This window comes from Ruegeria sp. G5 (assembly GCF_056533365.1).
Map to the genome: position 1 here is coordinate 369,136 of NZ_JBQFOK010000002.1, position 26,416 is coordinate 395,551.

31 protein-coding genes are annotated in these 26,416 nt (G+C 56.4%); 15 read left to right on the forward strand and 16 right to left on the reverse strand.

Going from position 1 to position 26,416, the window contains the following annotated elements; all coding sequences use genetic code 11:
- Positions 1–331: 331 nt before the first annotated feature.
- Both parE and ACR0BD_RS04915 read right to left on the reverse strand, forming a co-directional pair.
- Positions 332–2,290, reverse strand: a complete 1,959-nt coding sequence (gene parE, locus ACR0BD_RS04910) for a DNA topoisomerase IV subunit B (RefSeq protein WP_480829188.1) — start codon at positions 2,288–2,290, stop codon at positions 332–334.
- A gap of 109 nt (positions 2,291–2,399) precedes the next feature.
- Entirely contained in the window at positions 2,400–2,954 is a 555-nt protein-coding gene (locus ACR0BD_RS04915) for an NYN domain-containing protein (RefSeq protein ID WP_480829189.1), read from the reverse strand.
- Between the two features lie 154 nt (positions 2,955–3,108).
- On the opposite strand from ACR0BD_RS04915, the gene ACR0BD_RS04920 reads away from it, so the two are divergent.
- Complete coding sequence (locus ACR0BD_RS04920; RefSeq protein WP_480829190.1) at positions 3,109–3,717, forward strand: carboxymuconolactone decarboxylase family protein; 609 nt, start codon at positions 3,109–3,111, stop codon at positions 3,715–3,717.
- Here ACR0BD_RS04920 and ACR0BD_RS04925 read toward each other — a convergent pair.
- Positions 3,714–4,589, reverse strand: coding sequence for an alpha/beta fold hydrolase (locus tag ACR0BD_RS04925; protein WP_480829191.1), 876 nt, complete (start codon positions 4,587–4,589; stop codon positions 3,714–3,716). The two genes, ACR0BD_RS04920 and ACR0BD_RS04925, sit on opposite strands and share 4 nt — an antisense overlap.
- Before the next feature lie 126 nt (positions 4,590–4,715).
- Here ACR0BD_RS04925 and ppk2 point away from each other — a divergent pair, with 126 nt between their 5' ends.
- Together ppk2 and ACR0BD_RS04935 are read left to right on the forward strand one after the other, a co-directional pair.
- On the forward strand, positions 4,716–5,639 hold the full coding sequence (ppk2, locus tag ACR0BD_RS04930) for a polyphosphate kinase 2 (RefSeq protein ID WP_480829192.1): 924 nt from the start codon (positions 4,716–4,718) through the stop codon (positions 5,637–5,639).
- 117 nt (positions 5,640–5,756) lie between these two features.
- A complete protein-coding gene (locus ACR0BD_RS04935) occupies positions 5,757–7,118 on the forward strand; it encodes an MATE family efflux transporter (RefSeq protein WP_480829194.1) in 1,362 nt (453 codons plus the stop codon).
- On the opposite strand, the gene ACR0BD_RS04940 is transcribed toward ACR0BD_RS04935, so the two are convergent.
- Together ACR0BD_RS04940 and ACR0BD_RS04945 are read right to left on the reverse strand one after the other, a co-directional pair.
- The gene (locus ACR0BD_RS04940; RefSeq protein WP_480829195.1) at positions 7,115–7,516 is read right to left on the reverse strand and encodes a hypothetical protein; all 402 of its coding nucleotides are present in this window, start codon (positions 7,514–7,516) and stop codon (positions 7,115–7,117) included. The two genes, ACR0BD_RS04935 and ACR0BD_RS04940, sit on opposite strands and share 4 nt — an antisense overlap.
- A gap of 12 nt (positions 7,517–7,528) precedes the next feature.
- A complete protein-coding gene (locus tag ACR0BD_RS04945) occupies positions 7,529–8,731 on the reverse strand; it encodes a pyridoxal phosphate-dependent aminotransferase (RefSeq protein WP_480829196.1) in 1,203 nt (400 codons plus the stop codon).
- A 92-nt stretch (positions 8,732–8,823) separates the two neighbouring features.
- On the opposite strand from ACR0BD_RS04945, the gene ACR0BD_RS04950 reads away from it, so the two are divergent.
- The 3 genes from ACR0BD_RS04950 to ACR0BD_RS04960 all read left to right on the forward strand — a co-directional run bounded on the left by ACR0BD_RS04950 (position 8,824) and on the right by ACR0BD_RS04960 (position 10,045).
- Positions 8,824–9,216 carry a helix-turn-helix domain-containing protein gene (locus tag ACR0BD_RS04950; protein ID WP_480694262.1) on the forward strand — a complete coding sequence of 131 codons (393 nt, stop codon included), beginning with the start codon at positions 8,824–8,826 and terminating at the stop codon, positions 9,214–9,216.
- The gene (locus ACR0BD_RS04955; RefSeq protein ID WP_480829197.1) at positions 9,213–9,470 is read left to right on the forward strand and encodes a succinate dehydrogenase assembly factor 2; all 258 of its coding nucleotides are present in this window, start codon (positions 9,213–9,215) and stop codon (positions 9,468–9,470) included. Before ACR0BD_RS04950 ends, ACR0BD_RS04955 begins: the two co-directional genes overlap by 4 nt.
- 77 nt (positions 9,471–9,547) lie before the next feature.
- A complete protein-coding gene (locus tag ACR0BD_RS04960) occupies positions 9,548–10,045 on the forward strand; it encodes a MarR family winged helix-turn-helix transcriptional regulator (protein ID WP_480694258.1) in 498 nt (165 codons plus the stop codon).
- On the opposite strand, the gene ACR0BD_RS04965 is transcribed toward ACR0BD_RS04960, so the two are convergent.
- The 3 genes from ACR0BD_RS04965 to ACR0BD_RS04975 are packed head-to-tail and all read right to left on the reverse strand — an operon-like array spanning position 10,039 to position 11,893.
- The gene (locus ACR0BD_RS04965) at positions 10,039–10,767 is read right to left on the reverse strand and encodes a DUF1194 domain-containing protein (protein ID WP_480829198.1); all 729 of its coding nucleotides are present in this window, start codon (positions 10,765–10,767) and stop codon (positions 10,039–10,041) included. The two genes, ACR0BD_RS04960 and ACR0BD_RS04965, sit on opposite strands and share 7 nt — an antisense overlap.
- On the reverse strand, positions 10,764–11,468 hold the full coding sequence (locus ACR0BD_RS04970; protein WP_480829200.1) for a DUF1194 domain-containing protein: 705 nt from the start codon (positions 11,466–11,468) through the stop codon (positions 10,764–10,766). The genes ACR0BD_RS04965 and ACR0BD_RS04970 overlap by 4 nt, the downstream gene beginning before the upstream one ends.
- Positions 11,465–11,893, reverse strand: coding sequence for a VOC family protein (locus tag ACR0BD_RS04975; protein WP_480694252.1), 429 nt, complete (start codon positions 11,891–11,893; stop codon positions 11,465–11,467). Before ACR0BD_RS04975 ends, ACR0BD_RS04970 begins: the two co-directional genes overlap by 4 nt.
- A gap of 176 nt (positions 11,894–12,069) precedes the next feature.
- Here ACR0BD_RS04975 and thyX point away from each other — a divergent pair, with 176 nt between their 5' ends.
- Together thyX and ACR0BD_RS04985 are read left to right on the forward strand one after the other, a co-directional pair.
- A complete protein-coding gene (thyX, locus tag ACR0BD_RS04980) occupies positions 12,070–12,981 on the forward strand; it encodes an FAD-dependent thymidylate synthase (protein ID WP_480829202.1) in 912 nt (303 codons plus the stop codon).
- Between the two features lie 53 nt (positions 12,982–13,034).
- On the forward strand, positions 13,035–13,343 hold the full coding sequence (locus ACR0BD_RS04985; protein WP_480829203.1) for a hypothetical protein: 309 nt from the start codon (positions 13,035–13,037) through the stop codon (positions 13,341–13,343).
- Between the two features lie 79 nt (positions 13,344–13,422).
- On the opposite strand, the gene ACR0BD_RS04990 is transcribed toward ACR0BD_RS04985, so the two are convergent.
- The gene (locus ACR0BD_RS04990; RefSeq protein WP_170652516.1) at positions 13,423–13,629 is read right to left on the reverse strand and encodes a cold-shock protein; all 207 of its coding nucleotides are present in this window, start codon (positions 13,627–13,629) and stop codon (positions 13,423–13,425) included.
- A gap of 216 nt (positions 13,630–13,845) precedes the next feature.
- Between ACR0BD_RS04990 and ACR0BD_RS04995 the strand changes: the two genes are divergently transcribed.
- Together ACR0BD_RS04995 and ACR0BD_RS05000 are read left to right on the forward strand one after the other, a co-directional pair.
- Positions 13,846–14,163: an ArsC/Spx/MgsR family protein gene (locus ACR0BD_RS04995; RefSeq protein WP_480829204.1), complete on the forward strand. Its 318-nt coding sequence runs from the start codon at positions 13,846–13,848 to the stop codon at positions 14,161–14,163.
- A gap of 41 nt (positions 14,164–14,204) precedes the next feature.
- Entirely contained in the window at positions 14,205–14,573 is a 369-nt protein-coding gene (locus ACR0BD_RS05000; RefSeq protein ID WP_480694247.1) for a hypothetical protein, read from the forward strand.
- 1 nt (position 14,574) lies between these two features.
- Here the strand turns inward: ACR0BD_RS05000 and ACR0BD_RS05005 are convergent, their stop codons facing one another.
- The 5 genes from ACR0BD_RS05005 to thrS all read right to left on the reverse strand — a co-directional run bounded on the left by ACR0BD_RS05005 (position 14,575) and on the right by thrS (position 19,259).
- Positions 14,575–15,093: a hypothetical protein gene (locus ACR0BD_RS05005; protein WP_480694245.1), complete on the reverse strand. Its 519-nt coding sequence runs from the start codon at positions 15,091–15,093 to the stop codon at positions 14,575–14,577.
- Positions 15,090–15,851 (reverse strand): HvfC/BufC family peptide modification chaperone, encoded by a 762-nt coding sequence (locus ACR0BD_RS05010; RefSeq protein ID WP_480829205.1) that lies wholly within the window; start codon positions 15,849–15,851, stop codon positions 15,090–15,092. Before ACR0BD_RS05010 ends, ACR0BD_RS05005 begins: the two co-directional genes overlap by 4 nt.
- On the reverse strand, positions 15,848–16,705 hold the full coding sequence (gene bufB, locus ACR0BD_RS05015; protein ID WP_480829206.1) for an MNIO family bufferin maturase: 858 nt from the start codon (positions 16,703–16,705) through the stop codon (positions 15,848–15,850). Before bufB ends, ACR0BD_RS05010 begins: the two co-directional genes overlap by 4 nt.
- A gap of 71 nt (positions 16,706–16,776) precedes the next feature.
- Entirely contained in the window at positions 16,777–17,079 is a 303-nt protein-coding gene (locus ACR0BD_RS05020; RefSeq protein WP_480694239.1) for a BufA1 family periplasmic bufferin-type metallophore, read from the reverse strand.
- 221 nt (positions 17,080–17,300) lie between these two features.
- Positions 17,301–19,259 carry a threonine--tRNA ligase gene (thrS, locus tag ACR0BD_RS05025; protein WP_480829207.1) on the reverse strand — a complete coding sequence of 653 codons (1,959 nt, stop codon included), beginning with the start codon at positions 19,257–19,259 and terminating at the stop codon, positions 17,301–17,303.
- 216 nt (positions 19,260–19,475) lie between these two features.
- Here thrS and ACR0BD_RS05030 point away from each other — a divergent pair, with 216 nt between their 5' ends.
- From ACR0BD_RS05030 to ACR0BD_RS05045, 4 genes are all read left to right on the forward strand, one after another.
- Positions 19,476–20,225, forward strand: a complete 750-nt coding sequence (locus ACR0BD_RS05030; RefSeq protein ID WP_480829209.1) for an alpha/beta fold hydrolase — start codon at positions 19,476–19,478, stop codon at positions 20,223–20,225.
- The gene (locus ACR0BD_RS05035) at positions 20,222–21,205 is read left to right on the forward strand and encodes an alpha/beta hydrolase (protein WP_480829211.1); all 984 of its coding nucleotides are present in this window, start codon (positions 20,222–20,224) and stop codon (positions 21,203–21,205) included. The genes ACR0BD_RS05030 and ACR0BD_RS05035 overlap by 4 nt, the downstream gene beginning before the upstream one ends.
- A 30-nt stretch (positions 21,206–21,235) precedes the next feature.
- Complete coding sequence (locus ACR0BD_RS05040) at positions 21,236–21,850, forward strand: hypothetical protein (RefSeq protein WP_480829411.1); 615 nt, start codon at positions 21,236–21,238, stop codon at positions 21,848–21,850.
- An 81-nt stretch (positions 21,851–21,931) separates the two neighbouring features.
- Positions 21,932–22,648 (forward strand): alpha/beta fold hydrolase, encoded by a 717-nt coding sequence (locus tag ACR0BD_RS05045; RefSeq protein ID WP_480694231.1) that lies wholly within the window; start codon positions 21,932–21,934, stop codon positions 22,646–22,648.
- Here the strand turns inward: ACR0BD_RS05045 and ACR0BD_RS05050 are convergent.
- Both ACR0BD_RS05050 and phaZ read right to left on the reverse strand, forming a co-directional pair.
- The gene (locus ACR0BD_RS05050) at positions 22,639–23,223 is read right to left on the reverse strand and encodes a DUF6151 family protein (RefSeq protein WP_480829213.1); all 585 of its coding nucleotides are present in this window, start codon (positions 23,221–23,223) and stop codon (positions 22,639–22,641) included. The two genes, ACR0BD_RS05045 and ACR0BD_RS05050, sit on opposite strands and share 10 nt — an antisense overlap.
- Before the next feature lie 5 nt (positions 23,224–23,228).
- Positions 23,229–24,500, reverse strand: coding sequence for a polyhydroxyalkanoate depolymerase (gene phaZ / locus ACR0BD_RS05055; RefSeq protein ID WP_480694227.1), 1,272 nt, complete (start codon positions 24,498–24,500; stop codon positions 23,229–23,231).
- A 111-nt stretch (positions 24,501–24,611) separates the two neighbouring features.
- Between phaZ and ACR0BD_RS05060 the strand changes: the two genes are divergently transcribed.
- The gene (locus tag ACR0BD_RS05060; protein ID WP_480829215.1) at positions 24,612–26,414 is read left to right on the forward strand and encodes a PHA/PHB synthase family protein; all 1,803 of its coding nucleotides are present in this window, start codon (positions 24,612–24,614) and stop codon (positions 26,412–26,414) included.
- Positions 26,415–26,416: the final 2 nt, after the last annotated feature.

The following is a 26,416-nucleotide window of genomic DNA, read 5'->3' on the forward strand; positions in this document are numbered from 1 at the left end:
GAAAGGGATCATCCTTTTGAGTTGACAGGTATTCGTACTCGATAGTGCAACTGTCGTCGGCAGAGCAGTTTTCCCAAGTATCGTCGGGTCCACTTTCCGCGAGCGATGCAAACCCAATACTGAGACTCGCTATTAGCGCGGTAAAAAACTTCCTAAAACATGCGGGTTTGACATGCATATTCAATCCAAGATTGAATGCCCAATAGGCTTAGATCACGCATCCTAAAGGAGACAAGAGCTCATGCCAGTCAGGTAAACCCTACTGGCTAGGTAGATTGGATCGCAGGTCAGAGTTAGGCGTGAAACAATGCCAAAAAGCATTCAAAATTCTTCAAACATCCAACTCCTCCACAAACCGCGCGTTCTCCTGAATGTACTGGAACCGCAGTTCGGGCTTCTTACCCATCAGACGCTCGACCAGATCGCCGGTTTCGCCGGGTTCGTCCTCATCTATCGTGACGCGGATCAGTTTGCGCGAGGCCGGGTCCATTGTGGTCTCTTTCAGGTCTTTGGCGTCCATTTCGCCCAGACCTTTGAAACGTGAGACGTCGATCTTGCCCTTGCCACCCAGACCTTTTTCCAGCCATTCGTCCCGCTCGGCCTCGTCCAGACAGTAGACGCGTTTGGCGCCCTGAGTCAGGCGATACAGAGGCGGGCAGGCCAGATACAGGTGGCCCGCGTCGATCATCGGCCGCATCTGGGTAAAGAAGAACGTCATCAGCAGCGAGGCGATATGTGCGCCGTCTACATCCGCGTCGGTCATGATGATGATCTTGTCATAGCGCAGGTCGTCGACGTTGAACTTGGTGCCAAGGCCCACACCCAGCGCTTGGGTCAGGTCGTTGATCTCGGCATTGGTGCCCAGCTTGGAACTGGCCGCGCCCAGCACGTTCAGGATCTTGCCACGCAGGGGCAGCAGGGCCTGTGTTTTGCGGTCGCGCCCCATTTTCGCGGACCCACCGGCCGAGTCGCCCTCGACGATGAATAACTCTGTCCCGTCGCGTGTTGAACTAGAGCAGTCCACCAGCTTGCCGGGAAGACGAAGTTTTTTAGTGGCGGATTTGCGTTGTGTCTCTTTCTCGGCCCGTCGGCGCAGACGTTCCTCGGCTCGGAGTATCACAAAGTCGAGAATAGCGCCGGCGGATTTCGTGTCCGCGGCCAGCCAGTTATCGAAATGGTCGCGGACCGAATTCTCGACCAGCCGTTGGGCCTCGACCGTGGCAAGGCGGTCTTTGGTCTGGCCCACGAACTCGGGCTCGCGGATAAAGCACGACACCAGCGCGCAACCGCCGGTGATCAGGTCATCGCGGGTGATCTGCGCGGCTTTCTTGTTGTTGATCAGCTCGCCATAGGCCTTGATCCCCTTGAGAATCGCAGCCCAGAACCCCGCGACATGGGTGCCGCCTTCGGGGGTGGGGACGGTGTTACAGTAGGATTGGATGAACCCATCGCGCGACGGTGTCCAGTTGATCGCCCATTCGACCTTGCCGGGTGTTCCAAATTTCTCGTTGAAGTCCACGGTGCCCGCGAAAGGCTGCTCGGCATAGGTGGACGAGCCGTTCATCGTTTCCTTCAGGTAATCCGACAGACCTCCGGGGAAATGGAACGTGGCCTCGGTCGGGGTTTCGCCGTCGTCGATGGCCGACTTCCAGCGGATTTCGACGCCCGAGAACAGGTAGGCCTTGGAGCGGATGGATTTGAACAGCCGCGCGGGTTTGAACTTGTGATGGCCAAAGATCTCGGCATCCGCGTGGAAGGTAACAGTCGTGCCGCGCCGGTTGGGGGCTGCGCCGATTTTCTCAACCGGACCCAAAGGGATCCCGCGCGAGAATCGCTGTTCAAACAGTGTCTTGTCGCGCGCGACTTGCACGACCATCGAATCCGACAGCGCATTCACGACCGAAGCACCCACGCCGTGCAGACCGCCCGAGGTCTGATAGGCCTTGCCCGAGAACTTACCGCCCGCGTGCAGGGTGCACAGAATGACCTCCAGCGCCGATTTGTCGGGGAATTTTGGGTGCGGATCAATCGGAATACCGCGCCCGTTGTCGCGCACGGTCAGGGCGTAATCTGCGTGCAGCTCAACCTCAATCCGGTTGGCGTGACCGGCGACCGCCTCGTCCATCGAGTTGTCGAGGATCTCGGCCACCATATGGTGCAGCGCCCGCTCATCCGTGCCGCCGATATACATGCCGGGGCGTTTGCGAACGGGTTCCAGACCTTCAAGCACCTCGATCGAGGAGGCGTCGTAGGTAGTGGTCGCGCTGGGCGTCAACAGATCGTCTGGCATCGGTGCTGCTCTTGTTTTTGGGTTTTACCCATTATGGCAGGTGATGTGGTCCGGGGGAAGAGGGGCGCGAGGTGTTGTGGGCGGATTGCGGTGCACAACTAAGAGCGGATCAAAGCGAAAGCCAGAGTTTTTCGTTCTTATAGCCGCCCCGGATGGTGTGGTCGGGTTGCAGAATTTGGCTAAAGTCCTCGGACCAGTCGCGGAACCTGTCATTTGACACGACGAATCCCCGATACTCGGTCGCGGCCTGTAGCACCAGCGGGTCTGCCGGTGTGCCGCTGGGGGCGACCAGAACGCGGTCTTTGGGCAGGCTCAGACGCTGGGTGAGGGCGTGGTGATCAAGATAGCGGTTCGATATCTTATAACCCACATTGGCATCAAACACGACGCCGGGCGTATATCCGGCCTGCGACAGTTTCTCGACGACATCGCGCACAGTCTCGAGGCGCGGTTCACCATCTTTCCAGTGCATGACGTTTGACCCGTCAATAACCGCCCATTTTCGCGGAGTGCGCAGGCGTTTCAGCCCGCGCCAAAGGATTATTATTGCGCTTCCGCCAGCGCAGGGGGCGGCCAGCAGTATCCAATCCAGCGCGACCGGATTCAGCAAGGCGTAGAGGGTCGCGATGGTGGAAAACAGAAAACAAGTAATCAGCAGGCGCATGTTGGTTACTGAAGTACTTTTCTTGTAAAACGGGAAAATGGGTTCCTGAATTCAATCTGCTCAGCCTTGTTATCAATACCGGTTGATTGTTCATAGGGAAATCAGCAAATCTGGCCGCAGCCCGGTGGCTGTCAGGAAAAAGGACATCGTTTCAATGAGCTGGATCAAGACCATACCGTTCAAGGACGCCTCGGGGAAGCTGAAGAAACTGTATGACCGTGTGACAGGGCCCGACAATAACGTCGACAACATCATGATGGTGCATTCCCTGCGCCCGCATTCGATGGAAGGCCACATGGCATTGTATAAGAACGTGCTGCATCATTCGGCCAATACCATCCCGAAATGGTTTCTTGAGGTTCTGGGCGTGTGGGTCAGCTCGCTGAACCGGTGCAGCTATTGCGTCGAACATCATTTTAGCGGGTTGCAGCGTCTGTTGGGCGATACGGCGCGTGGGGATGCAATCCGAGGGGCTATCGAGGCGGGCGCGCCCGAGGACGCACCGTTGGACGCAGCGCAAGTCGCGGCTATGATATATGCGCGGAAGCTGACCTTGGCACCGTCGGACATGGTTGAAGCTGATATCGCTATATTGCGCGCGGCCGGGTGGGATGACGGTGAAATCCTCGAGATCAATCAGGTCTGCGCATATTTCTCGTACGCGAACCGCACGGTCTTAGGTCTGGGCTGTTCGACGGATGGCGATATCCTCGGGCTGTCTCCGAATAATTCGGACGATCCGTCCGATTGGGGGCACCGTTAGTCCGGCATCCAGTCGCGTATGGCGCGCGCTACTGCTGCCGGGTTTTGATGATGCAGCCAGTGGTCCGTGTCGGCAATCTCGATCCGCGTCAAATCGGGGGCGACCTCTTCCAGACCAGATGTGGATTCCGGCAACAGGGCTTTGTCGTCCGGGCCCCACAACAGCAGATGCGGGCAGCGGATCATCAACCGTTCAACTGGCAAATCGGGCAGGTCGGTACGTGGTTCGCCCGGGTTTGCGACCACAAGGGGCGAGGCGCGATACCAGTTCAGCATCGCCTCCAATCGGCCATCACGCGCCCACTCGGTGCGATAAGACTGCATCCGCTCATCTGTCAGCCAGTCCAGCCCCATTCCGTACCGGAAAAACCTTTCGAGGCGTTCGAATTCGTTGGCGGAAAATCGGTCTGCGGCATAGGATGACCGCAGATCATTGATGTATTGCGAGGCCGCCGATTGTGCGCCGCCTGCCGCCATGGCGCGTTGAAATGGGATTGGGTGCACACCATTGGCGATGACTAACCGACTGACCAGTTCTGGTCGAAACATGGCCAACCCATACGCAACCGATGCGCCCCAATCATGCCCCAACACGCAGACCGGTCCACCAAGTGTTTCGATCAATGCAGCCATGTCTGAAACCAGGTGAGACAGTGCATAGTGGCTGACACCATCCGGACACCAGCTCTGGCCGTATCCCCGCTGGTCCGGAGCGACGCAGTGAAACCGATCCGAGAGGTGTGGGGCAAGATCGCTCCACGCGCCGCCATATTCGGGAAAGCCATGCAGCATCACTAGGGTCGGCAAGTCTTCGTCCCCCCAACTGCGCAGGAAAAAGCGCTGGCCGTTCAGGTCGATAAATCGGCTTTTCATGCAAGGGCTCCGTTGGATGGCGCGGGCATCGGGTGCGCAAAAGATGAGTTAACTTGACACCAATCAAAGCGCGTTTTCTCAAGCTCTGCTAGGCGTTTCCCCAACAGTGTAACAAGGAGAAACTGAATGGAAACAGCGCAGGACATCGGAAGTAAAGAAACCCCTATCAGTGTTATCCCTTCTCCAAAGCCCGAGGCAGCAGTACCCAGCCCCGAAAAAATCCGCCTTGCTTTTGAAAGCGGTAAATACCCCTATGGCCGCAAGATGGCGCGCAAGGATTATGAGGCGCAGAAGGCTTTGCTGCAGGCCGAATTGCTAAAGGTTCAGCTGTGGGCACAGGAAACGGGCCAACGTTTCGTATTGCTGTTTGAAGGCCGCGATGCTGCGGGCAAGGGCGGTACGATCAAGCGCTTCATGGAACATCTCAATCCACGCCAAGCCCGCGTGGTTGCCTTGAACAAACCCACCTGGGAAGAAAAAGGCCAGTGGTATTACCAGCGTTACGTTCAGGAATTGCCGACGGTTGGTGAAATGGTTTTCTACGACCGCTCCTGGTACAACCGGGCCGGGGTTGAGCGCGTGATGGGTTTTTGCTCGCCCAATGAATATCTTGAATTCATGAGGCAAACGCCGGATCTGGAACGTATGCTGGTTCGTTCGGGCATCCAGCTTTATAAATATTGGTTCTCGGTCACACGATCCGAACAACAACGCCGCTTTAAAAGTCGTGAAACCGACCCGCTTAAGCAATGGAAACTGTCACCCATCGACAAGGCCAGCCTGAACAAGTGGGATGACTATACCGAAGCGAAAGAGGCGATGTTCTTTTATACGGACACCGCTGACGCCCCTTGGACAATCGTGAAGTCGAATGACAAGAAACGCGCGCGGCTGAACTGTATGCGCCATTTCCTGTCGACGTTGGATTACCCGGATAAGAACGAAGACGTCGTGCGCGAACCCGATCCACTGATCGTGGGGCAAGCGCATCATGTGATCCACAGATCCGAGCATATTCTGGGAAATGCGTTGCATCCTGACGCGCGCTAGGTGGTCTTGCCTTAGGTGATCGCCCGCGATCATCCTTATGTCTCAATATGAAATTTCACTGTTCTGGTCTTGTCCCGGCCTTTTGCCGGGAATAAGGCTGGGGCAATGAACAAGGTGATGACATATCGCGGCCATTTCCGGGCCATTGCTGTGCTGGGGCTGCCATTGATTGGCGGTCACCTGGCGCAATTCGCCATCGGTCTGACCGACACCATAATGTTGGGATGGTACGGTGTTGAGGCGCTGGCAGCCGTGACGCTGGCGAGCAGCTACTACTTTGTGTTGTTCCTGTTTGGCGCGGGGTTTGGCTGGGCGGTCATGCCAATGGTGGCTACCGCAGCGGCCGAAGGGAATGAAACCAGCATTCGCCGGTCCACTCGTATGGGGCTTTGGCTGTCACTGATCTATGCCACGCTGGTTTTGCCATTGTTGTGGTGGTCCTATCCCATTCTGATCGCGCTAAAGCAGGAGCCGCAAGTCGCCGAGACTGCGGCTCAGTATCTGCGAGTTGCGGGGTGGGGGTTGTTCCCGGCCTTGCTGGTGATGGTGCTCAAGTCATACCTCGCGGCTTTGGAACGCACTCAGATCGTTTTGTGGATCACCGTGACAGCGGCTGTTGTCAATGGCGTGACCAACTATGCTTTGATCTTTGGAAACTGGGGCGCGCCTGAACTTGGAGTAATAGGTGCGGCTATCGCATCGGTTGTGACGCAGATTGTTTCGCTGGTTTTTGTCGTCATATACGCCGTGCGCGTTCTGCCTGAACACAGCCTGTTCCAACGATTTTGGCGCCCGGACTGGGAGATGTTCCAAAGCGTGCTGCGCTTAGGGGTGCCGATCGGTTTGACCACACTGGCCGAGGTGACGCTGTTTGCGACGTCGGCCGTCATGATGGGATGGTTGGGGCAGGTTCCCCTGGCGGCCCACGGAATTGCGCTGAACTTGGCGTCGGCGACATTCATGGTGCATCTGGGCTTGTCGAACGCGGCTACGATCCGTGCTGGCAACGCATTGGGTCGAAAGGACCGCGCCCATCTTGAGAAAGGGGCAATCGCCGTCACAGGTATGTCCCTTGTGATGTCGGTGTTGACCGTCATCCTGTTCCTGACTTGCGCCGAGCCGCTCATTTCACTGTTTATGGAGGCTGATGATCCGCAGCGCCCTCAGATTCTGGCCATTGGCACCGTCTTGCTGGCGATGGCTGCGCTGTTCCAACTTGTTGATGGGGCGCAAGTGATCGCGTTGGGGCTTCTGCGTGGGTTGCAGGACGCCAAGGTCCCGATGGTAATGGCCGCGCTTAGCTATTGGGTGGTTGGGATTCCGGCGTCCTATTACTTTGGCTTCATCCGGGGAATGGACGGGGTAGGCGTCTGGCTTGGTCTTGTTCTGGGGCTGGCCTGTGCCGCCGTCTTGTTGATGGCGCGCTTTTGGCTGCGATCGGTTCGCTCGGTTCCGGTCGCTGACGTCTCACCCGCCTAGCTTTTGTTCAGACGGTCGGCTTTTTTCTTAACAAGAACCGACCGCAGATCATGCATGGCCAAAAGCAACCGGTCGGTAACATCTTCTAGTTGCTCGTTCGTGGCCTTGGATTGCGCCCATTGCGTTGTCAGGTTCAGGTAGTCGACCGCGCGGTGAATATCGTCCAGATCGCGCTGGGCCAACAAGGCTTGGCGATCCGAAATCCAACGGTTGATCTCGGCTGTGTCTGCTTCGGTCAGTGTCCGTTGACTATGTGGTTTTACCTCACCATTGCGGATGTTGATGACTGCGATCTGCTCCATATCGATCCGGCGCTGACGGTTTTCAGTGTCAATCCGGAAAACCACCGCGCCGTTTTCGCGGATGCGGAAATAGTATTCGGGCAGTTCGACAGTCATCAAAGCGTCCTTTCAGGTCAGGGATGCGCAAAACCGCTGAATGCGAGTGCAGGCTTCGGTCAAGGCAGCATCCGAGGTCGCATAGCTGACACGGAAATTTGGCGACAGCCCAAAGGCCGCACCGAAAACAACGGCAACGTCTGCCTCTTGCAGCAAGGCGGTGGCGAATGCCTCATCACTGTCGATTGGTGTCCCAGCCGGCGTTGTCTTTCCGATCAGACCAGCAATCGACGGGTACACGTAAAATGCCCCTTCAGGCGTTGGGCAGGTGATACCATCAACCTCGTTCAGCATCCGCACCACCAGATCGCGCCGCCGTTTGAACGTCTCGTTATTGGGGGCAAGGAATGCTTGGGTTCCGTTCAAAGCCTCGACCGCGGCCCATTGGCTGACCGAACAGGGGTTCGACGTCGACTGCGACTGAATTTTGCGCATCGCTGCGATCAACTCTACCGGACCCGCCGCATAACCGATGCGCCACCCGGTCATGGCATAAGCCTTGGATACGCCATTACACGTCAGCGTCCGATCATACAGTCCCGGCTCAACCTCGGCCGGGGTACAAAACTCGAACCCGTCATAGGCCAGGTGTTCATACATATCGTCCGACATGATCCACACATGCGGGTGTTTCATCAAAACGTCAGTCAGTGCCTTCAGTTCCGCCCGGCTGTATCCCGCCCCTGTCGGGTTGGACGGAGAGTTGAAGATGAACCACTTGGTGTTCGGCGTGATCGCTGCCTCAAGCTGTTCCGCCGTCAGCTTGAAACTGTTGGCCAAAGTTGTTTCGACCACGACCGGAGTGCCCCCGGCCAGCAACACCATATCCGGATAACTGACCCAGTATGGGGCAGGGATAACAACCTCATCCCCTTCGTTCATCGTCGCCATCAGGGCATTGTAGAGCGTTTGCTTGCCGCCAGTTCCCACCGAGATTTGTGCCGGTGTGTAGTCCAGCCCATGATCGCGCTTCATTTTCGCGCAAGCGGCCTGTTTCAACTCGGGGATACCATCAGGCGCGGTGTATTTGGTCTTACCTGCCGCGATCGCAGCAACGGCTGCGTCCTTGATGTTCTGAGGGGTGTCAAAATCCGGCTCCCCCGCGCTCAGGCCGATGACGTCCCGCCCCGCCGCTTTCAATTCCGCCGCTTTCGCGGTCATTGCGATCGTCGGTGATGGTTTTACGCGTGAGAGTGTCGCAGACAGGAAACTCATGGGTGCCCTCGGTTTGTATGTTCAACTTGTCTGTCATAGGGTGCGCCCGAATGACGATCAAGCGCTATGAATTCTGAGATTTGGAGACCCCGATGAACGATGAGAACGACTGGTACGGCCCGGAGTCGGCCACCTTTGGCGACCGGTTGGCAGGCGCGCGCGAAGCCGCGGGGATGACGCAATCGCAACTGGCACGCAGGCTGGGTGTCAAAAAGGCCACGATCGCCGCTTGGGAGAATGACCTTTCCGAGCCACGGGCCAACAGATTGTCGATGATGGCTGGTATGATCAATGTGTCGATCATGTGGTTGCTGACGGGCGAGGGCGAGGGCATGGATGCCCCGTTCGAGGCCGAGGAAGATGCCCCAGAACTGTCCGAAATCGTAGCCGAGCTGCGGTCAATCCGTGGTGAGATGCGCGCCAGTGCCGAGCGTGCCGCCAAGCTGGAAAAACGGGTCCGCCTCATGTTGGAGCAGGTGCAGTGACTGAACCGCGAGACGTCCGGATAAAACGGCTAAAGATGCGATCCATGCGGCGCGGGATCAAAGAGATGGATTTGATCCTGTCGGCCTATGCCGAGCGCAACCTTGAGGCTATGACTGATGCCGATCTGGATCAGTATGACGCCCTTCTGCACGAGAACGATCAGGATCTCTATCAGTGGGTTACAGGGCAGTCAGCACCGCCCGAACAACACCGGGAACTTCTTTCTGATATCGCGCAAACATTTCAAAAATAAAGAAAATCCAGCTTAACTGATTTTTCGGTTTTTCGTTTCATTCTGCCTGAAACAGCGCGATTGAATCGGAGGATCGGATGAGTATGGAAATGCAGGTCTCCGCGCCGGAAACCAAGGGTTTCATGACCAGCTACCTGGAATCTCTTGCTCTTGTTGAGCGGTTGCACCGTTTGTTGCTGGACGTGATCAAGGATGAGTTCGAGCGCGTTGGCGTGCTTGAGATCAACGCGGTGCAGGCCTTGCTTTTGTTCAACATCGGCGACCACGAAGTCACGGCGGGTGAGCTTAAAAGCAGAGGCTACTATCAGGGAAGTAACGTGAGTTACAATCTCAAGAAGCTGGTAGAGATGGGGTATATGCATCACCAACGCTGTGAGATTGACAGACGTTCGGTGCGGGTGCGGTTGACGCCACAAGGGCGTGAAATTCGCGACATCGTTTCCGACCTGTTCGCACGACATGCCGAAGGTTTGCAATCGCGTGGCGTACTGGGGTTAGAGGGGATCGACGAGATAACAACGTCTTTGCGTCGTGTTGAACGATACTGGACCGATCAGATCCGCTATATCTATTGATCAGGCTTGGTAAGCTGGCCCGCATCGGACAGGGTCAGGCTTTCCAATTCACGAAGTAATTTGCGGGTCATGGCTTCCTCGTAGGCTTCAAACCCCAAAGCAACTTCGACAAATGCATCTGGCCCCAGAATAACCCATGCCGAATAATAGGCTGACAGGTCGCCAACCTGCACATATCGCTGGTCGCCATAGCTTGAGTCATCGGCTCCGATGACCAAGCCGTTAATCGTGATCCCAGAGGAGAGGAGGGCGCGTTTCACCTCACGCGGGTTCGGGCCGATATTGTGTTTGCCGTCTCCGGACAGGTCCAATGTGCGTTTCCAACATGTCGATTGCTGCGCCAGAAGTTCGGCCCCAAACATCATGGCCGAGCCGACAGCAGTTCCTTGCGGGGCCGAGCTGCGCTTTACAGCCTTTAGTGAGGCACCAATTGCCTCCAGATCGCTCTGGGTGCGAATTTCGGTCCAGTCGACCAGCATGCGCTGATGGCTGGACTCGCTCCATTCAAATACAGCCAATCTGACCGGTGCGCCGCTATCAGAGAGGATCAGCTGTTCGATTTCAGGCTGACGCAGAGCAGAAGCCAGCCCATCAAGCTGCAGGCGATATTCGGCGCTGTCGACGGAACCTGAGACGTCCAATCCAAGAGCTAGTGCTTGCCTGCAATCTGACAGGGCCGGCCCCGCCGTCAGGAAGAATATCGCGGCCAGCGTGCGGATCATCTGATTTCCGGTTCGGTCAGCGCACCGATTTGGAGCCCTTGCAGTTCGCGTTCCAACTTTTTCCGCATTGCACGTTCAAAATCTTCGAAACCTTGGGCGATTTCCAGGAAGGCACCGGGTCCGTGTAGAACGTTGTTTTCAAAGAAGGGTATAAGGAACAGCTCACCTTCGAAATCGGCGGCATTGATGACCAGCCCGTTCACGACCGTGTTGTCAAAAGGAAAGTGGCGATAAGCCGACTCCGGCCCGTACCCGTCATTGTTCGAGCCGTCTGCTGACAGATCAATCGTTTGGAACAGGCAGGGCGGGGCCTGTTGCATCAGCTGTGCGCCAAAGGCCAGTGCATATCCCATTGCGGTCGCCGATACGCTGTCGGACCGAACGGATTTCTGAACCGTACTTGCAGCTGCCAAAAGGTCTGCGCGCGTGCGGATCATGGTCCAATTCAGAATGACGTTCTGTGTGGTCCGCCCACTCCACTCATATACGGCCAGTGCGACTGGCATGGGCGAGGAAAAGAACGCCTCAGTTACCTCGGGCGCGATCAGGGCTGCTGCCAGGCCCTGACGTTGCAACGTGTCTTCGGTGGCATCCACGGATGTCGAGATATCCATGGCCAGCGCCAGCGCAAGACGGCAAGTCTCGGCCTTTAGGGGGCTGGCCAGAGCGGCCAAGCCCAGTGTTGCAAGCCAACGGATCACCAGTGACCGGTGCTTTCCATACTGGTCCAGGGTTCGGCTGGCTCCAAAGCCTCACCGTCTTGCAACAATTCGACCGAAATGTTGTCGGGAGACCTGACAAAAGCCATCCGTCCGTCACGCGGGGGGCGATTGATTACAACGCCATTGTCCTGCAGCTTTTGGCACATTTCGTAGATGTTATCGACACTGTAAGCCAGGTGGCCAAAATGGCGGCTATCGCTGGGCAGTTCATCATCCCCGTCCCAGTTGAATGTCAGCTCGATCGGGCAGTCTTCCTGCCCCGGAGGAGCCATGAAGATCAGCGAAAACCGGCCCTGTTCACTATCATACCGGCGCGTTTCCTTCAGGCCGAGTAACTCATAAAACGCCATGGATTTCTCCAGGTCCTTCACGCGGACCATGGTGTGGAGGTATTTCAGCCCCATTTGCGCTTTCCTTTCTATTCAGGTGGTCCACAGCACCTTAGCGCGCAAGCCAATCAAGTCGAGAGGCCGAGGGGACACATTTTGCAATTCCTGAAAATGGGTGCACATATCGCGGTTCCTGTCCGGTAATTCGCGAGATATAGTAGGCGGCGACTCATTGCTGGAAAGGAAATTTCATGCCGCTGTCCTCTGACCAACTGGCCGAGATCGAAGCGCAAAGGGCGCAATCGCATCCAACACGCCGCGTTGTGGCTGCGGGTATGGAAGAACATTTGTACACGGTGCATCAGGTGTTGGACCACGGTTTCGTGCGGGTCATTGATTACATGGGGGATGACGCGGCGATTTGTCAGGCGGCGCGTGTTTCCTATGGCAAAGGCACAAAGTCAGTTCAAAACGACGAAGGCTTGATCCGCTACCTGATGCGGCACTGGCACTCGACCCCGTTCGAGATGTGCGAGATCAAGTTGCACGTCAAACTGCCCGTTTTCGTGGCCCGCCAATGGATCAGGCACCGGACAGCGAACGTAAACGAATATTCGGCCCGCTATTCGATTTTGGACCGTGAGTTCTATATTCCCGCACCAGACCATGTCGCCGCACAGTCCGAGGTGAATAACCAGGGCCGGGGCGACGCCTTGCAGGGCGAAGAAGCCGCACGTGTTCTTCAGATGCTAAAGGCTGATAGCGCGCGTTGTTACGACAATTACGAAGCGATGATCAGTCAGGACGGTCAGCAGGGTCTGGCGCGCGAATTGGCGCGTATGAACTTGCCCGCGAATATCTACACGCAGTGGTATTGGAAGGTCGACCTGCACAACCTCTTTCATTTCCTGCGTTTGCGCGCTGACCCACACGCCCAATACGAAATTCGGGTTTATGCCGACACCATGTGCAAGATCGTCGCCGACTGGGTGCCCTTCGCCTACAAAGCGTTCGAAGACTATCGGTTGGGCGCTGTGAACCTGTCTGCGCAGATGGTCGATAGCCTGCGCAGAATGTTGGCCGGAGAAACCGTAACACAGGAAAACTCTGGAATGACCGCGCGCGAATGGAGGGAGTTCGAAGCCGTCATTCGCGAGGGCTGATCGCGCATATCATTTGTCTATACATTTTGTCATGAAGCTGTTACATTGGTTTCATGACGATTTTTTCCTCTATCCGATACGCATGCATTGCGTCGCTGCTTTGCTCTCCGGCTTTTGCAAAATCTCCGATTGCCGAAGTGCTTTGCGAGCCGACGTCGCACATGCATGACAAGCTAGAACGGCAGTTTGGGTCGCAACGCACGGCGACAGGGGTGAGAAGCCCCGAGCAGGTTATGGAGATCTGGACCAGCCAAAAAGGCGACTGGACGATGGTGGTAACCTATTCCACCGGAACATCCTGCATCGTTGCGATGGGCGAACACTGGCAGGCTCATGCAGGTGAAAAACCTGCGCGAGGGTAAAGCAAGCTAAAAATCCAAATTGGTCAACGGCCGGTAATTGGCCGTTGTCCTGTTCTGCTTGTTCCGCTGGGAGGGTGTATTACAACGGCTTCAAATCGGCTGCCATCTGGCGACCGTCGCGTCCGTCTTGCAATTCATATTGGACTTTTTGGTTGTCTGCGAGCCCGGTCAGACCAGACCGCTCGACGGCCGAGATATGAACAAATACGTCCTTGCCACCTTCGTCGGGGGCAATAAACCCATAGCCTTTAGTGGTATTAAACCATTTCACGGTGCCAGTTGGCATTTCCCGTGTCTCCTTCTACTTACACGTTGTCCCACAAAATTGGTGGGGGTAGTGATTGACGCCACCGCGACCCATCACCGCCTCGCCCACACGCCACGGCCCGGATTGCGTATTTCGTCTTTTTCAACATTGCACGGTGAAGTAAAAAATCAAGAATTACCGGAACACGTTGGCGATATTGCCCAAAATTAACACAAATGCAGGAGAAGCCCCCAAATGCGGCTTTATGGTTTGAAAACATGCGATACGTGTCGCAAAGCCCTGAAATCATTGCCAGAAGCAGAGTTCGTGGATGTTCGATCCCAAGGTGTTCCGGAATCCGTGCTGGAAGACGCCTTTTCACGCTTCGGCGAGGGTTTGCTCAATACGCGTTCAACAACCTGGCGCGGATTAGATGAGCAGCAGCGTTCAACCCCACCGTTAGAATTGCTGAAAGAACATCCGACGCTGATGAAACGCCCCTTGATCGTGTCTGATAGCGGTATGTTCATTGGTTGGACGGCAGAAACCAAGACCGCACTTGGCGTTTCCTGATTGGGTACTTATCTGCTCTGACGCAGGTAAGAGGATAACATATGCGTAACGCAGCGATGATTTTGGGCGTCATTGCCGGTTTGATCGGCATGATGGTTGGCTTTGTGGGATATGGGTATGTCGAACTTATCGACCGTTTCGGCGAGATTGACGGGATCGCTGAGCAGGTCGACAACGCCCAATTGATAAAGGTCGCGTCCATCGTCGCCCCGCTATTGGCTTTGGTCGGTGGCGCAATGGCCCATGCGCGGGCGTTGGTCGGGGGGCTGCTTTTACTTATTTCGTCTGTGGGCATGTATTACGCGTTTGGCTTTAACGCGTTTACCATGTTCCCCGTGGCCTTCGCCGGAGTGGCGGGCCTCCTTGGGCTGGCCGCGGGTAAACCGGACGAGCCCAAGGCGCATTTCTAAATCACTTCAGGCGTAGGATGCGATCGATCGAGATCGGGCCTGCGCCGTTGATGATGATGACCAAAAACAGGAACGTCCACATCACGCGCTGATCCATCAGAGTGATTGCGTTGTCGAAAAGGCCACCCAGTTGGACGCCGTGTCCGGCAACGTCGACAATGGTCTGGACCCAAACAAACCCGATCATGGCCAGTGCCGCCACACGGGTCAGCAGGCCGACCAGCAACAACGCGGGCAGAACGAATTCAGCAACTGTGCCGAAAAAGATCACGATCCGCTGGAAAAACGTCATCTGAGTGACGTCATACAGTACCGCCTCGGCAGCCTTAGGGAAAATCTGACCAAAGGCGCCGGCAGAGGCCGAGAAGATCGAGCCGTCAATCTTCAATGTGGCCGAGTTCCAGTAATACACAAGCAATACAGCAACAAAAACAAGCCGTGCCAGGGTCGGTGTCAGCCAGTTGGCTGAACTGTCGAGCCGTCCCAAGACGTTATTATGAAGAGTGATAAGGGCAGTCATTGTGCCAGCCTTTCGATAGTCACAGAAGTAATAGCGCCGCCTTGAAGCAGCAGCGCAAGGGTAGCCCCAAGATCAAAATCAGGGGTGGTTGCTGCAGTTTTTTCAAACGCCTGTCCGATCGTCTGACCGGCCTGCATATTGGCGATCCAATCCGCACCACCTAATGGCAACAAGTGCGGAGCAGGGTCATATTCCGGCCGCGTGACCAGAACGTCTTCGCTGCCAGCTTGTGGCTTGGGCGCGCCCTCGTGCGTGTTGAAACGCCAGATTGAGAAAATCGGCCATTCCGAACGCAGAATTTGCATCGCCGGGGCGAATTCCAGTTTTGCCTGCATCACGTCTTCGGGGGTAACAGCCAGCGCGTCCGCCGGGGCGGCATCGCTGTCGGCTGCATGGTATGAGGTGCGCATCGCCAGTTCCAGACGGGCAACATCCGGAAGGTAGGGCAAATGGGAAAGCTGATCCATCCCCGCTAGAAACTCCGGGAATGCCTCGCCATAGAACATCATCATGGGGCTTGTCGGAGGGTGCTTGCGCAGAAAGATACCAGACAAACCGTCCATGTTCTGCGTGCCGAGCAATTTGGTAATGACCGGAAACGCCTGATGCATGGCTTCGGTTAGCGAGACGGCCACATTGTTGCGGTAAACGCTAAAGCGACGGCCAGCCGGTTGTTCAGATGCATCCACCAACCCATCCGGAACCGCCTCGGACGGGTTCAGGAGCGCTGTGTGGAATGTCGTCTGAGAAACGGTCATGCCGGAATACGCTCAAGAGCTGTTTGTGCGCGGATCGCTTCGTCTCGCAGCACGGGCCAGTCGGGAACGTCGGTGTCCCACTCAATCAGAACCGGTTTGGGGCCGGATTTCTCCAAAGCGTAATCCAAAAGCGCCCAGACCGGGTCAACCACCTCGCGCCCGTGGCTGTCGATCAACAGAGGGTGCCCGTGGTCGTCTTCGTCTTCGTCATGCCCGCCCAAGTGGATCTCACCCACTTTGTCCAGCGGGTAAACATCAATATAGCCCTGCGGCGAGAAATCGAGGTTGGTGGCTGAGACGAACACGTTGTTGACGTCCAGCAGTAAACCACAGCCAGTACGGCGTGAAATTTCTCGTAAGAAGTCCGGCTCGGACCACGTGCTTTCCTCGAACGCCAAGTAGCTTGACGGGTTCTCAAGCAGCATTTGCCGCCCGACAACGTCCTGCACCTGATCGATATGCTCGCAAATCCGCGAAAGGGTCGCGTCAGTGTAGGGTAGGGGCAGAAGGTCATTCAGAAAGTGACTGTCATGGGTCGACCAGGCCAGATGCTCTGAAAAGCTTGCCGGGTTCAGCCAACCGACAAGATGTTTCAGACGGGCCAGATGGTCTGCGTCCAGCGGGCCTTCGCCGCCAATGGACAGGCCCACACCATGCACCGAGATCGGAAACTGTTCCGACAAGTGGCGCAGCTGGGCCAAGGGGCGGCCACCGTCGCCCATGTAATTTTCGGCATGGACTTCCAGCCATGCAACTGGATGCGCGTGCTCAAGAATCTGTTGGAAATGCTGAGGCTTATACCCGACACCCGGTGCCGCAGGCAGCCTGTTTGATCGAATAGCGTTATCCAGCATTTTAACGTCCCCCAGTCACGACAAAGAGGCGGGCGCTGTTGCCCGCCCCTTCGATTTCGAGTTGCTCAGCCTTATGCGGGCAGGTCGCGGTCCAGCGGCTCCAGCGAACCTTTGCGATCCGAACCGTCTGCGGTCTGCGGCAGTTCGATATCGGCGCATGTGCCAGCGTCGACCAGAGTCCAGGCGTTGCCCTGATAGTCAACGGTCGAGGTGCCTGCGCAGGTTGTACCTGGGCCAGCGGCGCAATCGTTTTCGCCTGCCAGCGAAACGCCATAGCATTTCTCTTTGGCTTGTGCGGATGCTGTGGTTGCCATGCCGGAAACGGCTGCTGCAACTGCGCTTGCAATAACGAGGGACTTAGCGGTGTTCGACATCTCGGTTATCCTTTTGATGACTGCGTATGTCTGTGTTTGACAATGACAAAGGTAGTCTTTCGAGGGCCGCAGTTAAATTCACGAGCCCGTGTCTCACAACCCCGTCAAAGACTGTCATGGCCCCTTGCAGGTTAACATATTGTTTTTGAAGACGAAAAAGGAAAATATTTCAATCTGGCCCCAATTTTGGGGCCAGATATCGGGCAGTTTGGTGCCGATTGTTACAGCAGATCGGGCGGAGTCGCGGCCTTGGCCAGCTCAATTGTTACAGCCTCAAGTGACTGAACCTGCGTTTGTTTCTCGCCCAGACGCCGAACACTGACCGACCGTTCATCAACCTCGCGGTGTCCGACGGCCAAGATCACGGGTACTTTACCGACCGAGTGCTCGCGGACCTTGTAGTTGATCTTTTCGTTGCGGATGTCCGCTTCGGCCCGCACACCTGCGGCTTTGAGCGTTTCGACGACCTCATTGACGTAGCCATCTGCCTCGGACGTGATCGAGGCCACGACAACCTGACGCGGGGCCAGCCAGAACGGCAGCTTGCCTGCGTGTTCTTCGATCAGGATGCCGATGAACCGTTCGAACGAACCCAGCGTCGCGCGGTGCAGCATGAAGGGGCGGTGTTTCGCGCCATCTGCGCCGATGAAGCTGGCATCCAGACGCTCGGGCAGGTTGGGGTCAACCTGCAGCGTGCCGCATTGCCATGTCCGGCCGATGGCGTCAGTCAGGGTGAATTCCAGCTTAGGTCCGTAGAACGCGCCTTCGCCTTCGAGGATTTCGTATTCGTACCCAGCGGCCTTACAGGCATCGCCAAGGGCCTTTTCCACCAGATCCCAGCTTTCATCCGACCCGATGCGCTTTTCCGGGCGGGTGGACAGTTTGATCGTCCAGTCGTGGAAGCCCAGATCGGCATAGACCTTCGACAAGAAGGCAATGAATTTCGCGGTCTCGGATTCAATCTGATCCTCGGCGCAGAAGATATGTCCGTCATCCTGAGTGAAGCCACGCACCCGCATTATCCCATGCAAAGCGCCCGAGGGTTCATAGCGCGCGCAGGAGCCGAACTCGGCCATGCGTAGGGGCAAGTCGCGATAGGATTTCAGGCCCTGATTGAACACCTGCACGTGACAGGGGCAGTTCATCGGTTTCAGCGCATTGATCGCCTTTTCGCGGGCGTGTTCTTCGTCCACTTCGACGATGAACATGTTTTCCTGGTACTTGTCCCAGTGGCCCGAGGCTTCCCACAGTTTGCGGTCGACAACCTGAGGCGTGTTGACCTCGACATAGCCGTCGCGCTCCTGCATCCGACGCATGTAGTCCTGCAGGGTGGTGTAGATTTTCCAGCCGTTCGGGTGCCAGAAAATCTGGCCGGGGGCCTCTTCCTGCATATGGAACAGGTTCATCTCGCGGCCCAGCTTGCGGTGGTCGCGCTTGGCAGCCTCTTCCAGCATATGCAGGTGGGCTTTGAGCTTTTCCTTGCCGGTGAAGGCCACGCCATAGATGCGCTGCAACATCGCGCGGTTGCTGTCGCCGCGCCAATAGGCACCGGCGATGGACATCAGCTTGAACGCATCGCCGGGCAGTTGGCCGGTGTGTTGCAGGTGCGGGCCTCGGCAAAGATCCTGCCAGTGGCCGTGCCAATACATGCGCAGCGGCTCATCGCCTGGAATGGCTTCGATCAGCTCGACCTTATAGGGCTCGTTATTGGCCTTGTAGAACTCGATCGCGCGGTCGCGGTCCCAGACTTCGGTTGTGACGGGGTCACGCTTGTTGATAATCTCTTTCATCTTTTTTTCGATGAGGCCGAGATCTTCGGGCGTGAATGGCTCTTCGCGGTCAAAGTCATAGTACCAGCCGTTGTCGATCACGGGGCCGATGGTGACTTTGGTCGCGGGCCAGATTTCCTGCACGGCGCGGGCCATGACATGCGCCAGATCGTGGCGGATCAGCTCATTGGCCTGCTCTTCGTCCTTCATGGTGTGGATGGCAATTTGCGCGTCGGCTTCGATGGGCCATTGCAGGTCCCAGTGTTGGCCATCGACAGTCGCCGAGATGGCTTTTTTGGCCAGCGAGGTGGAAATATCAGCAGCGACCTGAGCGGGCGTTACGCCTGCGTCATAGGAACGTGCATTGCCATCGGGAAAGGTGAGAGAGACGGATTTTGAATCCAGGGCCATGTTGGCTCTCCTCGTCGGTTTGGCGCCCACTGAACGCCCGGTTGCGGGTTATTTGCGTTCGGCTGATTTGGCAGGTGGGGGGGATTGTGTCAAGTGCGGGAGCGAGGGGCCAGCCCCTCGCGCACCCCGGGATATTTTTAGCCAGATGAAGGGCGGATCGAGGAATTGCACTTGGGGGTGCGGCGTGCATGATGCTGGGAAAGCAAAGAGGGTTTTATGGCAGCGACTGAATTTTTGGAGACGGTCCAGGGGCGGCGGTTAGCGTATCACAAATCCGAGGGTGCAGGGCCGACCATCGTTTTTCTGGGGGGGCTCAAATCGGATATGGAGGGCACCAAAGCCGTGCATCTTGAGGCGTGGGCGCAGGCACAAGGGCGTGCTTTCTTGCGGTTTGACTATTCCGGTCATGGCGAAAGCTCGGGTAGCTTTGAGGATGGGTGTATTGGAGACTGGCATGAGGATACGGTGGCTGCTGTATCGCAATTGACCGATGGGCCGCTGGTCGTCGTGGGCTCGTCGATGGGGGGGTGGCAGGCACTGCTGCTGGCCAAGGTTATGCCGGAACGCATTGAGGGTATGGTTACGATTGCTGCAGCGCCGGATTTCACCGAGGATGGTTATTGGGCTTCCTTCTCGGACGCCCAGAAAAACGCGCTTGAAACGATTGGGTATTTAGAACTGCCGTCAGACTACATGGAGCCATACATCATCACAAAGAGGATGATCGAAGATGGTCGCCAAAGGCTTGTCTTGCGGGGTGAGTTGAACGTGCCTTTCCCGGTGCGGTTTTTGCAGGGAACTGCTGATACGGCTGTATCTACGGAAACTGCGGTACGTTTGCTGGAGCATGCCTCGGGACCGGATATGCGTCTGTTGCTGGTCAAGGATGCGGATCATCGGTTCTCTGACGGTCCGTGTCTTGGGATGATCGAGCGGGCCGTGTCAGAGGTGACGAATACCGAATGATGCGCGTCTTGGTTCGTATTCTGGCAGTCGTTTTCGTCGCGGCCGGTTTGGCCTATTGGCTGGGCCCACGGGAAGAGGTCGATCTGAACCCCAGTTTTGACCCTCGCAAATTTGGCGAAGGCGTTCAGGTTTATTTTGAAAGCACAGAGTCCGCTTATGGCGACATTTTTCCAGGCGTTGAAAAACGCGTGATCTGGCAAGACGGTTTCAAAGAGCAACGAACGCCAGTTTCCGTTTTGTATTTACACGGGTTTTCCGCATCGTCCGAGGAAATACGCCCGGTTCCTGACCTCGTTGCGGACGCTTTGGGGGCCAATCTGGTTTACACAAGACTGCAAGGTCATGGTCGTGATGCATCAGCAATGGCCGAAGGTACGGCATCGGGGTGGATGTATGACCTGGCTGAGGGACTTGCCGCCGCGCGTGCGGTCGGTGAAAAGGTCGTCATTATCTCAACCTCGACAGGCGGTACCCTCGCCGTCATGGCCGCCTTGAACGAAGACTTGGGTCAGGACGTAGCCGGGATCGTTTTCATCTCACCAAACTTCGGCGTGAATACGGTAGGCGCGTGGATACCCGGCTTACCCTGGGCACGAAGCTGGTTGCCCCTGCTGACCGGCGAAATCCGGGACGTCAGCGGGCCTGACCCGGAAAAGAACATGTACTGGTCTTCGGTCTACCCGTGGGAGGCTGTCGTGCCTATGACGCGGCTTGTCGACGTGGTCTATGCGCAAGACTTCAGCGACGCGGCTGTGCCTGCGTTGTTCTGGTTTTCCAACGACGATCAGGTCGTGCGTCCTGACTTGACCCATAAGGTTGCCGATGCTTGGGGTGCGCCAGCAACGATACGTTTGGTGACGATGGGGCCGCGTGATGACCCGGCGTCGCATGTTATTGCTGGGCGCCTCATGTCGCCCGATCAAACAGAGGCGACAGTCACTGGTATACTGGATTGGCTTGGGTCTCTGGGTATCAAATGAAAAGGATGGGCGATGCGTAAGCCGGGAAGTATGTGGAGCCTTGAAACCTTGGGTCGCGTGCGATTGTCCCGGTATTTCTTCATGCGCGATTTCCTGTATTCTGAAATCGGGAACTATCACCAGATCCAAAACCTTCCGGAAAACCCAGACCTCGCCATCGAAACAGGACGCGCCCTTTGCCAGACCTTGTTGGACCCACTGGAAGAAACCTTTGGCCGGATCGCTGTTCGGTCAGGATATCGCGCGCCGTCTCTGAACCAATTTGGCAACGAAAACCGGCTGAATTGCGCGCGAAATGACAACCCGATGGAATGCCATATCTGGGATAGGGCAGACGGGGATGCGCGAATTGCCGGGGCTTCGATCGTGATCCCCTGGTTTGCCGATCAGTATGAGGCCGGGCGGGATTGGCGTGATCTTGCGTGGTGGATGCACGATCATCTGGACTATTCGGAAATCTGGTTTTTCCCGAAACTATGTGCGTTCAACCTTGTCTGGCGACCAAAACCGCATCGCCGCATTGACAGCTACATTGCCCCGCGCGGGTGTCTGTTGCGACCGGGGGACCAGCCCCAAGAGGATATCGAAACGCGGCAACGCAGATACGCGGATTTTCCGACCTTTCGCGGCATACGTTACCCTTGAAGTTTCACTTGCTCACCTGTCCAAAACCTCTCATCTTGCGGGAAATGAAGCACAAAGTGGTCGAATTTAAGGAGGCCCTGCGTGATTGAACCGTTGGTGTTTTTGCCCGGATTTATGTGCGACGCACGGCTGTTTGGGGCCCAGATTTTACACTTGTCCGATCGGCGCGCGGTTACAGTAGCACCGATATCCGGTGGAGAGCGCATTGAAGAAATTGCATCCGCATTGCTGGATCAATTGCCTCATCGATTTGCACTGGCAGGGTTCAGCATGGGCGGGGTCGTTGCGCTCGAACTGGTGCGCCGCGCGTCTGATCGCGTGTCACGTTTGTGCCTGATGTCGACCGATGCGCAAGCCGACACTCCGCAGATTGCAGCGGACCGCGAAGAACTTATCGTCGGTGCGAAATCGGGCCGTCTGGAAGAGGTTATGCACAAGATCATTGGAACCGAGACGTTGGCTCCGGGGCCAGCCCGCGTGCCCGTGATGAATGAAGTTATGGAAATGGCGTTGGGGCAGGGGCCTGATGTGTTCGAGCGGCAGATGCGCGCCTTGCAAAGGCGACCGGACCAGCAGCCCGCGCTAAGGCATATCAACGTGCCAACTTTGGTTTTGTGCGGTGCGCATGATCAGCTAACGCCCGTGAGAAAACACGCGTTCATGGCGGATATGATCCCGAATGCTGAACTCAAGGTGATTGAGGACGCGGGCCACCTGCCGCCGCTGGAAACTCCGGGCGCTGTAAGTGAGGCGCTTGAGGAATGGCTCAATATTCAGGTTAGATTGCCTTACCTATAAAGAGCAGAACGTTCTTCCTTGCTCAGGATCAGGGGCTCGCAAACCGGTTCGATTGTCCCCGGTTTGAAAAACGGCGTGTTTTTCCAGCTGCCTGAGATGCGGGATTTCAACACGCGCGATAGCATCCCGTAGATCGCAGGGCCGAGTTTTTCGTGCACTTGCTTGCCACCGGGCTTTGGAACAAAGCCGCGAGTTGTGACGGGGCCCAATACCTTCGGGTCGGACATGCGGTCGACAATGAAACCAGCGAATGGGAACTTTGGGGTGCGCGATGTCGTCGCCAATGGCGCGTTGCAGCATCTGGCGTACCACCGCAACATGCCGCGTTGACTAAGCTGCATAACGGCAAGCTGTTCTGCGCCAGCGTCAATTCTGACCTCTTCCGGCAGCATCTGGAGGACTTCAACGGGTCCGGGTGCGGGGTCAGGTTGACCGAAGTAGAGCTGGGCCGCGCGGCAGTCGTTGCAAAAGCATACGACATGCGTGCCCGACCTGACGCCTGAATGGGTAAGCCGCCCACGCATCGTTCCGCAAGTGCAGGAAAAGGCGCTATCCGTCGCCTCGCCCATGCTCATTAAGGTTAAGCAACCTTGTTTTTGTTCGCGGCGCGTCGACGTGGTTTGCGGGAATTGGCGTTCATAAAGTCGATGACCAGCGGGCGGATATTGTCGCGCCAGCTGCGGCCTGCGAAAATGCCGTAATGGCCTGCGCCGGGTTCAACATGGCTGGCCTTTTTCGCTTCCGGCAAACCGGTGCAGAGGTCCAGCGCAGCGATACACTGGCCGGGCGCGGAAATGTCGTCGTTGGCACCCTCGACCGTTTTGACAGCGACATCGGTAATCTTGCCGATATCCACTTTATGGCCGGCAACAACAAATTCGTTGCGGGCAATTTCACGGTTTTTAAAGATCCGCTCGACGGTGGACAGATAGAACTCGGCTGTCATGTCCATCACGGCCAGATATTCGTCGTAGAAGCGATTGTGCGCGTCATGGTCTGAAGCCTCACCTCGCATGACCCGCTGGATCTGATCGGTGAAGGCCTTTGTGTGACGCTCGGCGTTCATGGACATGAACGAGGCCAATTGCAGCAGGCCGGGATAAACCATGCGGCCCACGCCTTTGTACTTGAAGCCCACGCGCTGAATCATGGTCTCTTCGAGTTGGCCCATCGTGACGCGGCGCCCAAAATCAGTGACATCCGTCGGGGTGGCGTCAGGGTCGACCGGGCCGCCGATCAGGGTCAGCGTGCTGGGCTGGGCCTTCGGCTCGACCTCTGCCAGATAGGCTGTTGCCGCCAGCGTCAGTGGGGCTGGTTGGCAAACGGCCACGACGTGCGTTTCCGGGCCGAGTTCCTTCATGAAATCGACAAGGTAAAGTGTATAGTCCTCGACATCGAACTTACCTTCCGACACGGGGATGTCGCGCGCGTTATGCCAGTCTGTGATGTAGACTTCGCAATTGACCAGCAGGCTTTTGACCGTGGACCGCAGCAGCGTGGAATAGTGACCGGACATAGGGGCCACGATCAATACCTTGCGCGCTTGTTCGGCGCGGCCGTTCACACGGAAATGGACCAGATCGCCAAACGGGCGTTCGAGAACAGGAACGATATCGACCAGATGGTCCTTACCATCCTCGCAGGTAAATGTCCGGATGCCCCAATCAGGCTTTACGATCATGCGCTGGAACGTCCGCTCGGTCACTTCGCCCCAAGCGGCCATCATGCTGAACGCGGGGTTTGGGACCATCGCAAAAATCGGGTAGGATGCCATCGAACTGGCTGTCGCACCCATCCATTGATTGGTGTTGCGCACGGTTTCCATCAGATCGTACGTCATCATGTATCGCATTGGATGGGCCTCCTGGATGTCAGCCTGATAGTTCGGACCATTCGTCGCTTTGCCCATAGGGTTCCGCGGCGTTATTCTGCATAGCAGCGAGACTAAGTGGGAATTGTTAAAATGACAACTACGGACGGCGATACGCCTCAGGTGACCGAAGAAAACCTTGAAAAGCTTAAGGAAAATCTGGGTAAAGTTGAAGAGCTGTCTCGACGTCTGATGGAAGTCATGGCGGGAAAGAAACCGCATACGCCTGCTTTGGACGGTCCGAATCAAGATCTTTTCGCACGAGCGGCAACGGCCTATTGGGCCGAGGCTTGGCAGAATCCGGCCAAGCTGCTTGAGCAGCAAGTAGAGTATTGGGGCAAGTCCGTTCTAAACTTTGCCGAAGCACAAAAGGCGCTCGCTCAAGGTGGGGAATCGGTGCCGGATAGCCTGGTGCATGACAAGCGGTTCACCAACCCGATGTGGGAGACCAACCCCTATTTCCGTCTTATTCGCCAACAATATCAGACAAACGCCGATGCGCTGGCACAGGCGGTTGAATCGGTCGAAGACCTTGAAGCCAAGGACAAGCAACGCCTTCAGTACTTCTCACAGCAGATTATTGACATGATGGCGCCGACCAACTTTCTGGCAACCAACCCCGACGCATTGGAAAAGGCGCTCGAGACCGAGGGTCAGTCGCTGATACAAGGGCTTGAGAACCTCGTATCCGACCTGGAAGCAAATAATGGCGAGCTGGTTGTAAAACTGGCTGATGACAGTGCATTTGAAGTTGGCGGGAATATTGCCACATCGCCGGGTGATGTGGTGTTCCGGAACCGTATGATGGAACTGATCCAGTATAAGCCGGCCACTGAAACGGTACATGAAACGCCGATCGTTTTGTTCCCACCTTGGATCAACAAGTTCTACATCCTCGATCTGAAAGCCCAGAACAGCATGATCAAATGGATCACCGAACAGGGGTATACCCTATTCGTGGTCAGTTGGGTTAACCCGGATGCGTCCTATGCGGATGTCGGAATGGCCGATTATATCGAGGACGGCTTTCTGGCGGCGATCGAAGAGGCCAAGAAGATCTGCAAGGTCAAGCAAGTGAATGCCGTCGGCTATTGCATCGCGGGAACGACCCTGCACCTGACTCTTTCGCTGTTGAAGCAGCGTGGGGACAAATCCGTCAAATCCGCAACCTTCTTTACAACCCTGACCGATTTTGGCGAGCAGGGAGAGTTCACGCCGTTCCTGCAGAACCATTTTGTAGACGGTATTGAGGACCACGTGGCGAAAGAGGGCGTATTGAATGCCTGGATACTGGGTCGCACAATGTCCTTCCTTAGATCGCGCGATTTGGTCTATTCGCCCGCCATACGCAACTACATGATGGGCGAGACACCTCCGGCCTTTGATCTATTGTTCTGGAATGGGGACGGATCAAACCTGCCGGGCAAGATGGCCGTCGAGTATTTGCGAGGGCTGTGCCAGTCGAATGACTTTGTCGGTGAAGGTTTCGACCTCATGGGGCACAAGCTGCATATCCGCGACGTGGACATCCCGCTTATGTCTATCACCTGCGAAACGGATCACATCGCTACGTGGAAAGACTGCTACCGCGGCTTTCAGCAGACGGGGTCGCGCTCCAAGACCTTTGTGGTGTCCGAGTCCGGGCATATCGCAGGGATTGTGAATCCACCCAGTAAGAAAAAATACGGACACTATACCAACCCCGACATCAAGGCCGATGCGGACACTTGGTTGAAAGAGGCTGACTTCCACGAAGGATCGTGGTGGCCGATGTGGGAAGCCTGGTTGAAAAAGCGGTCCGGCAAGCAAGTGCCTGCGCGTGATACCGGCGATTCGGATCACCCAAGCCTTGCACCGGCGCCTGGGACCTATGTGAAGGTCAAAGCAAACCGCTGATT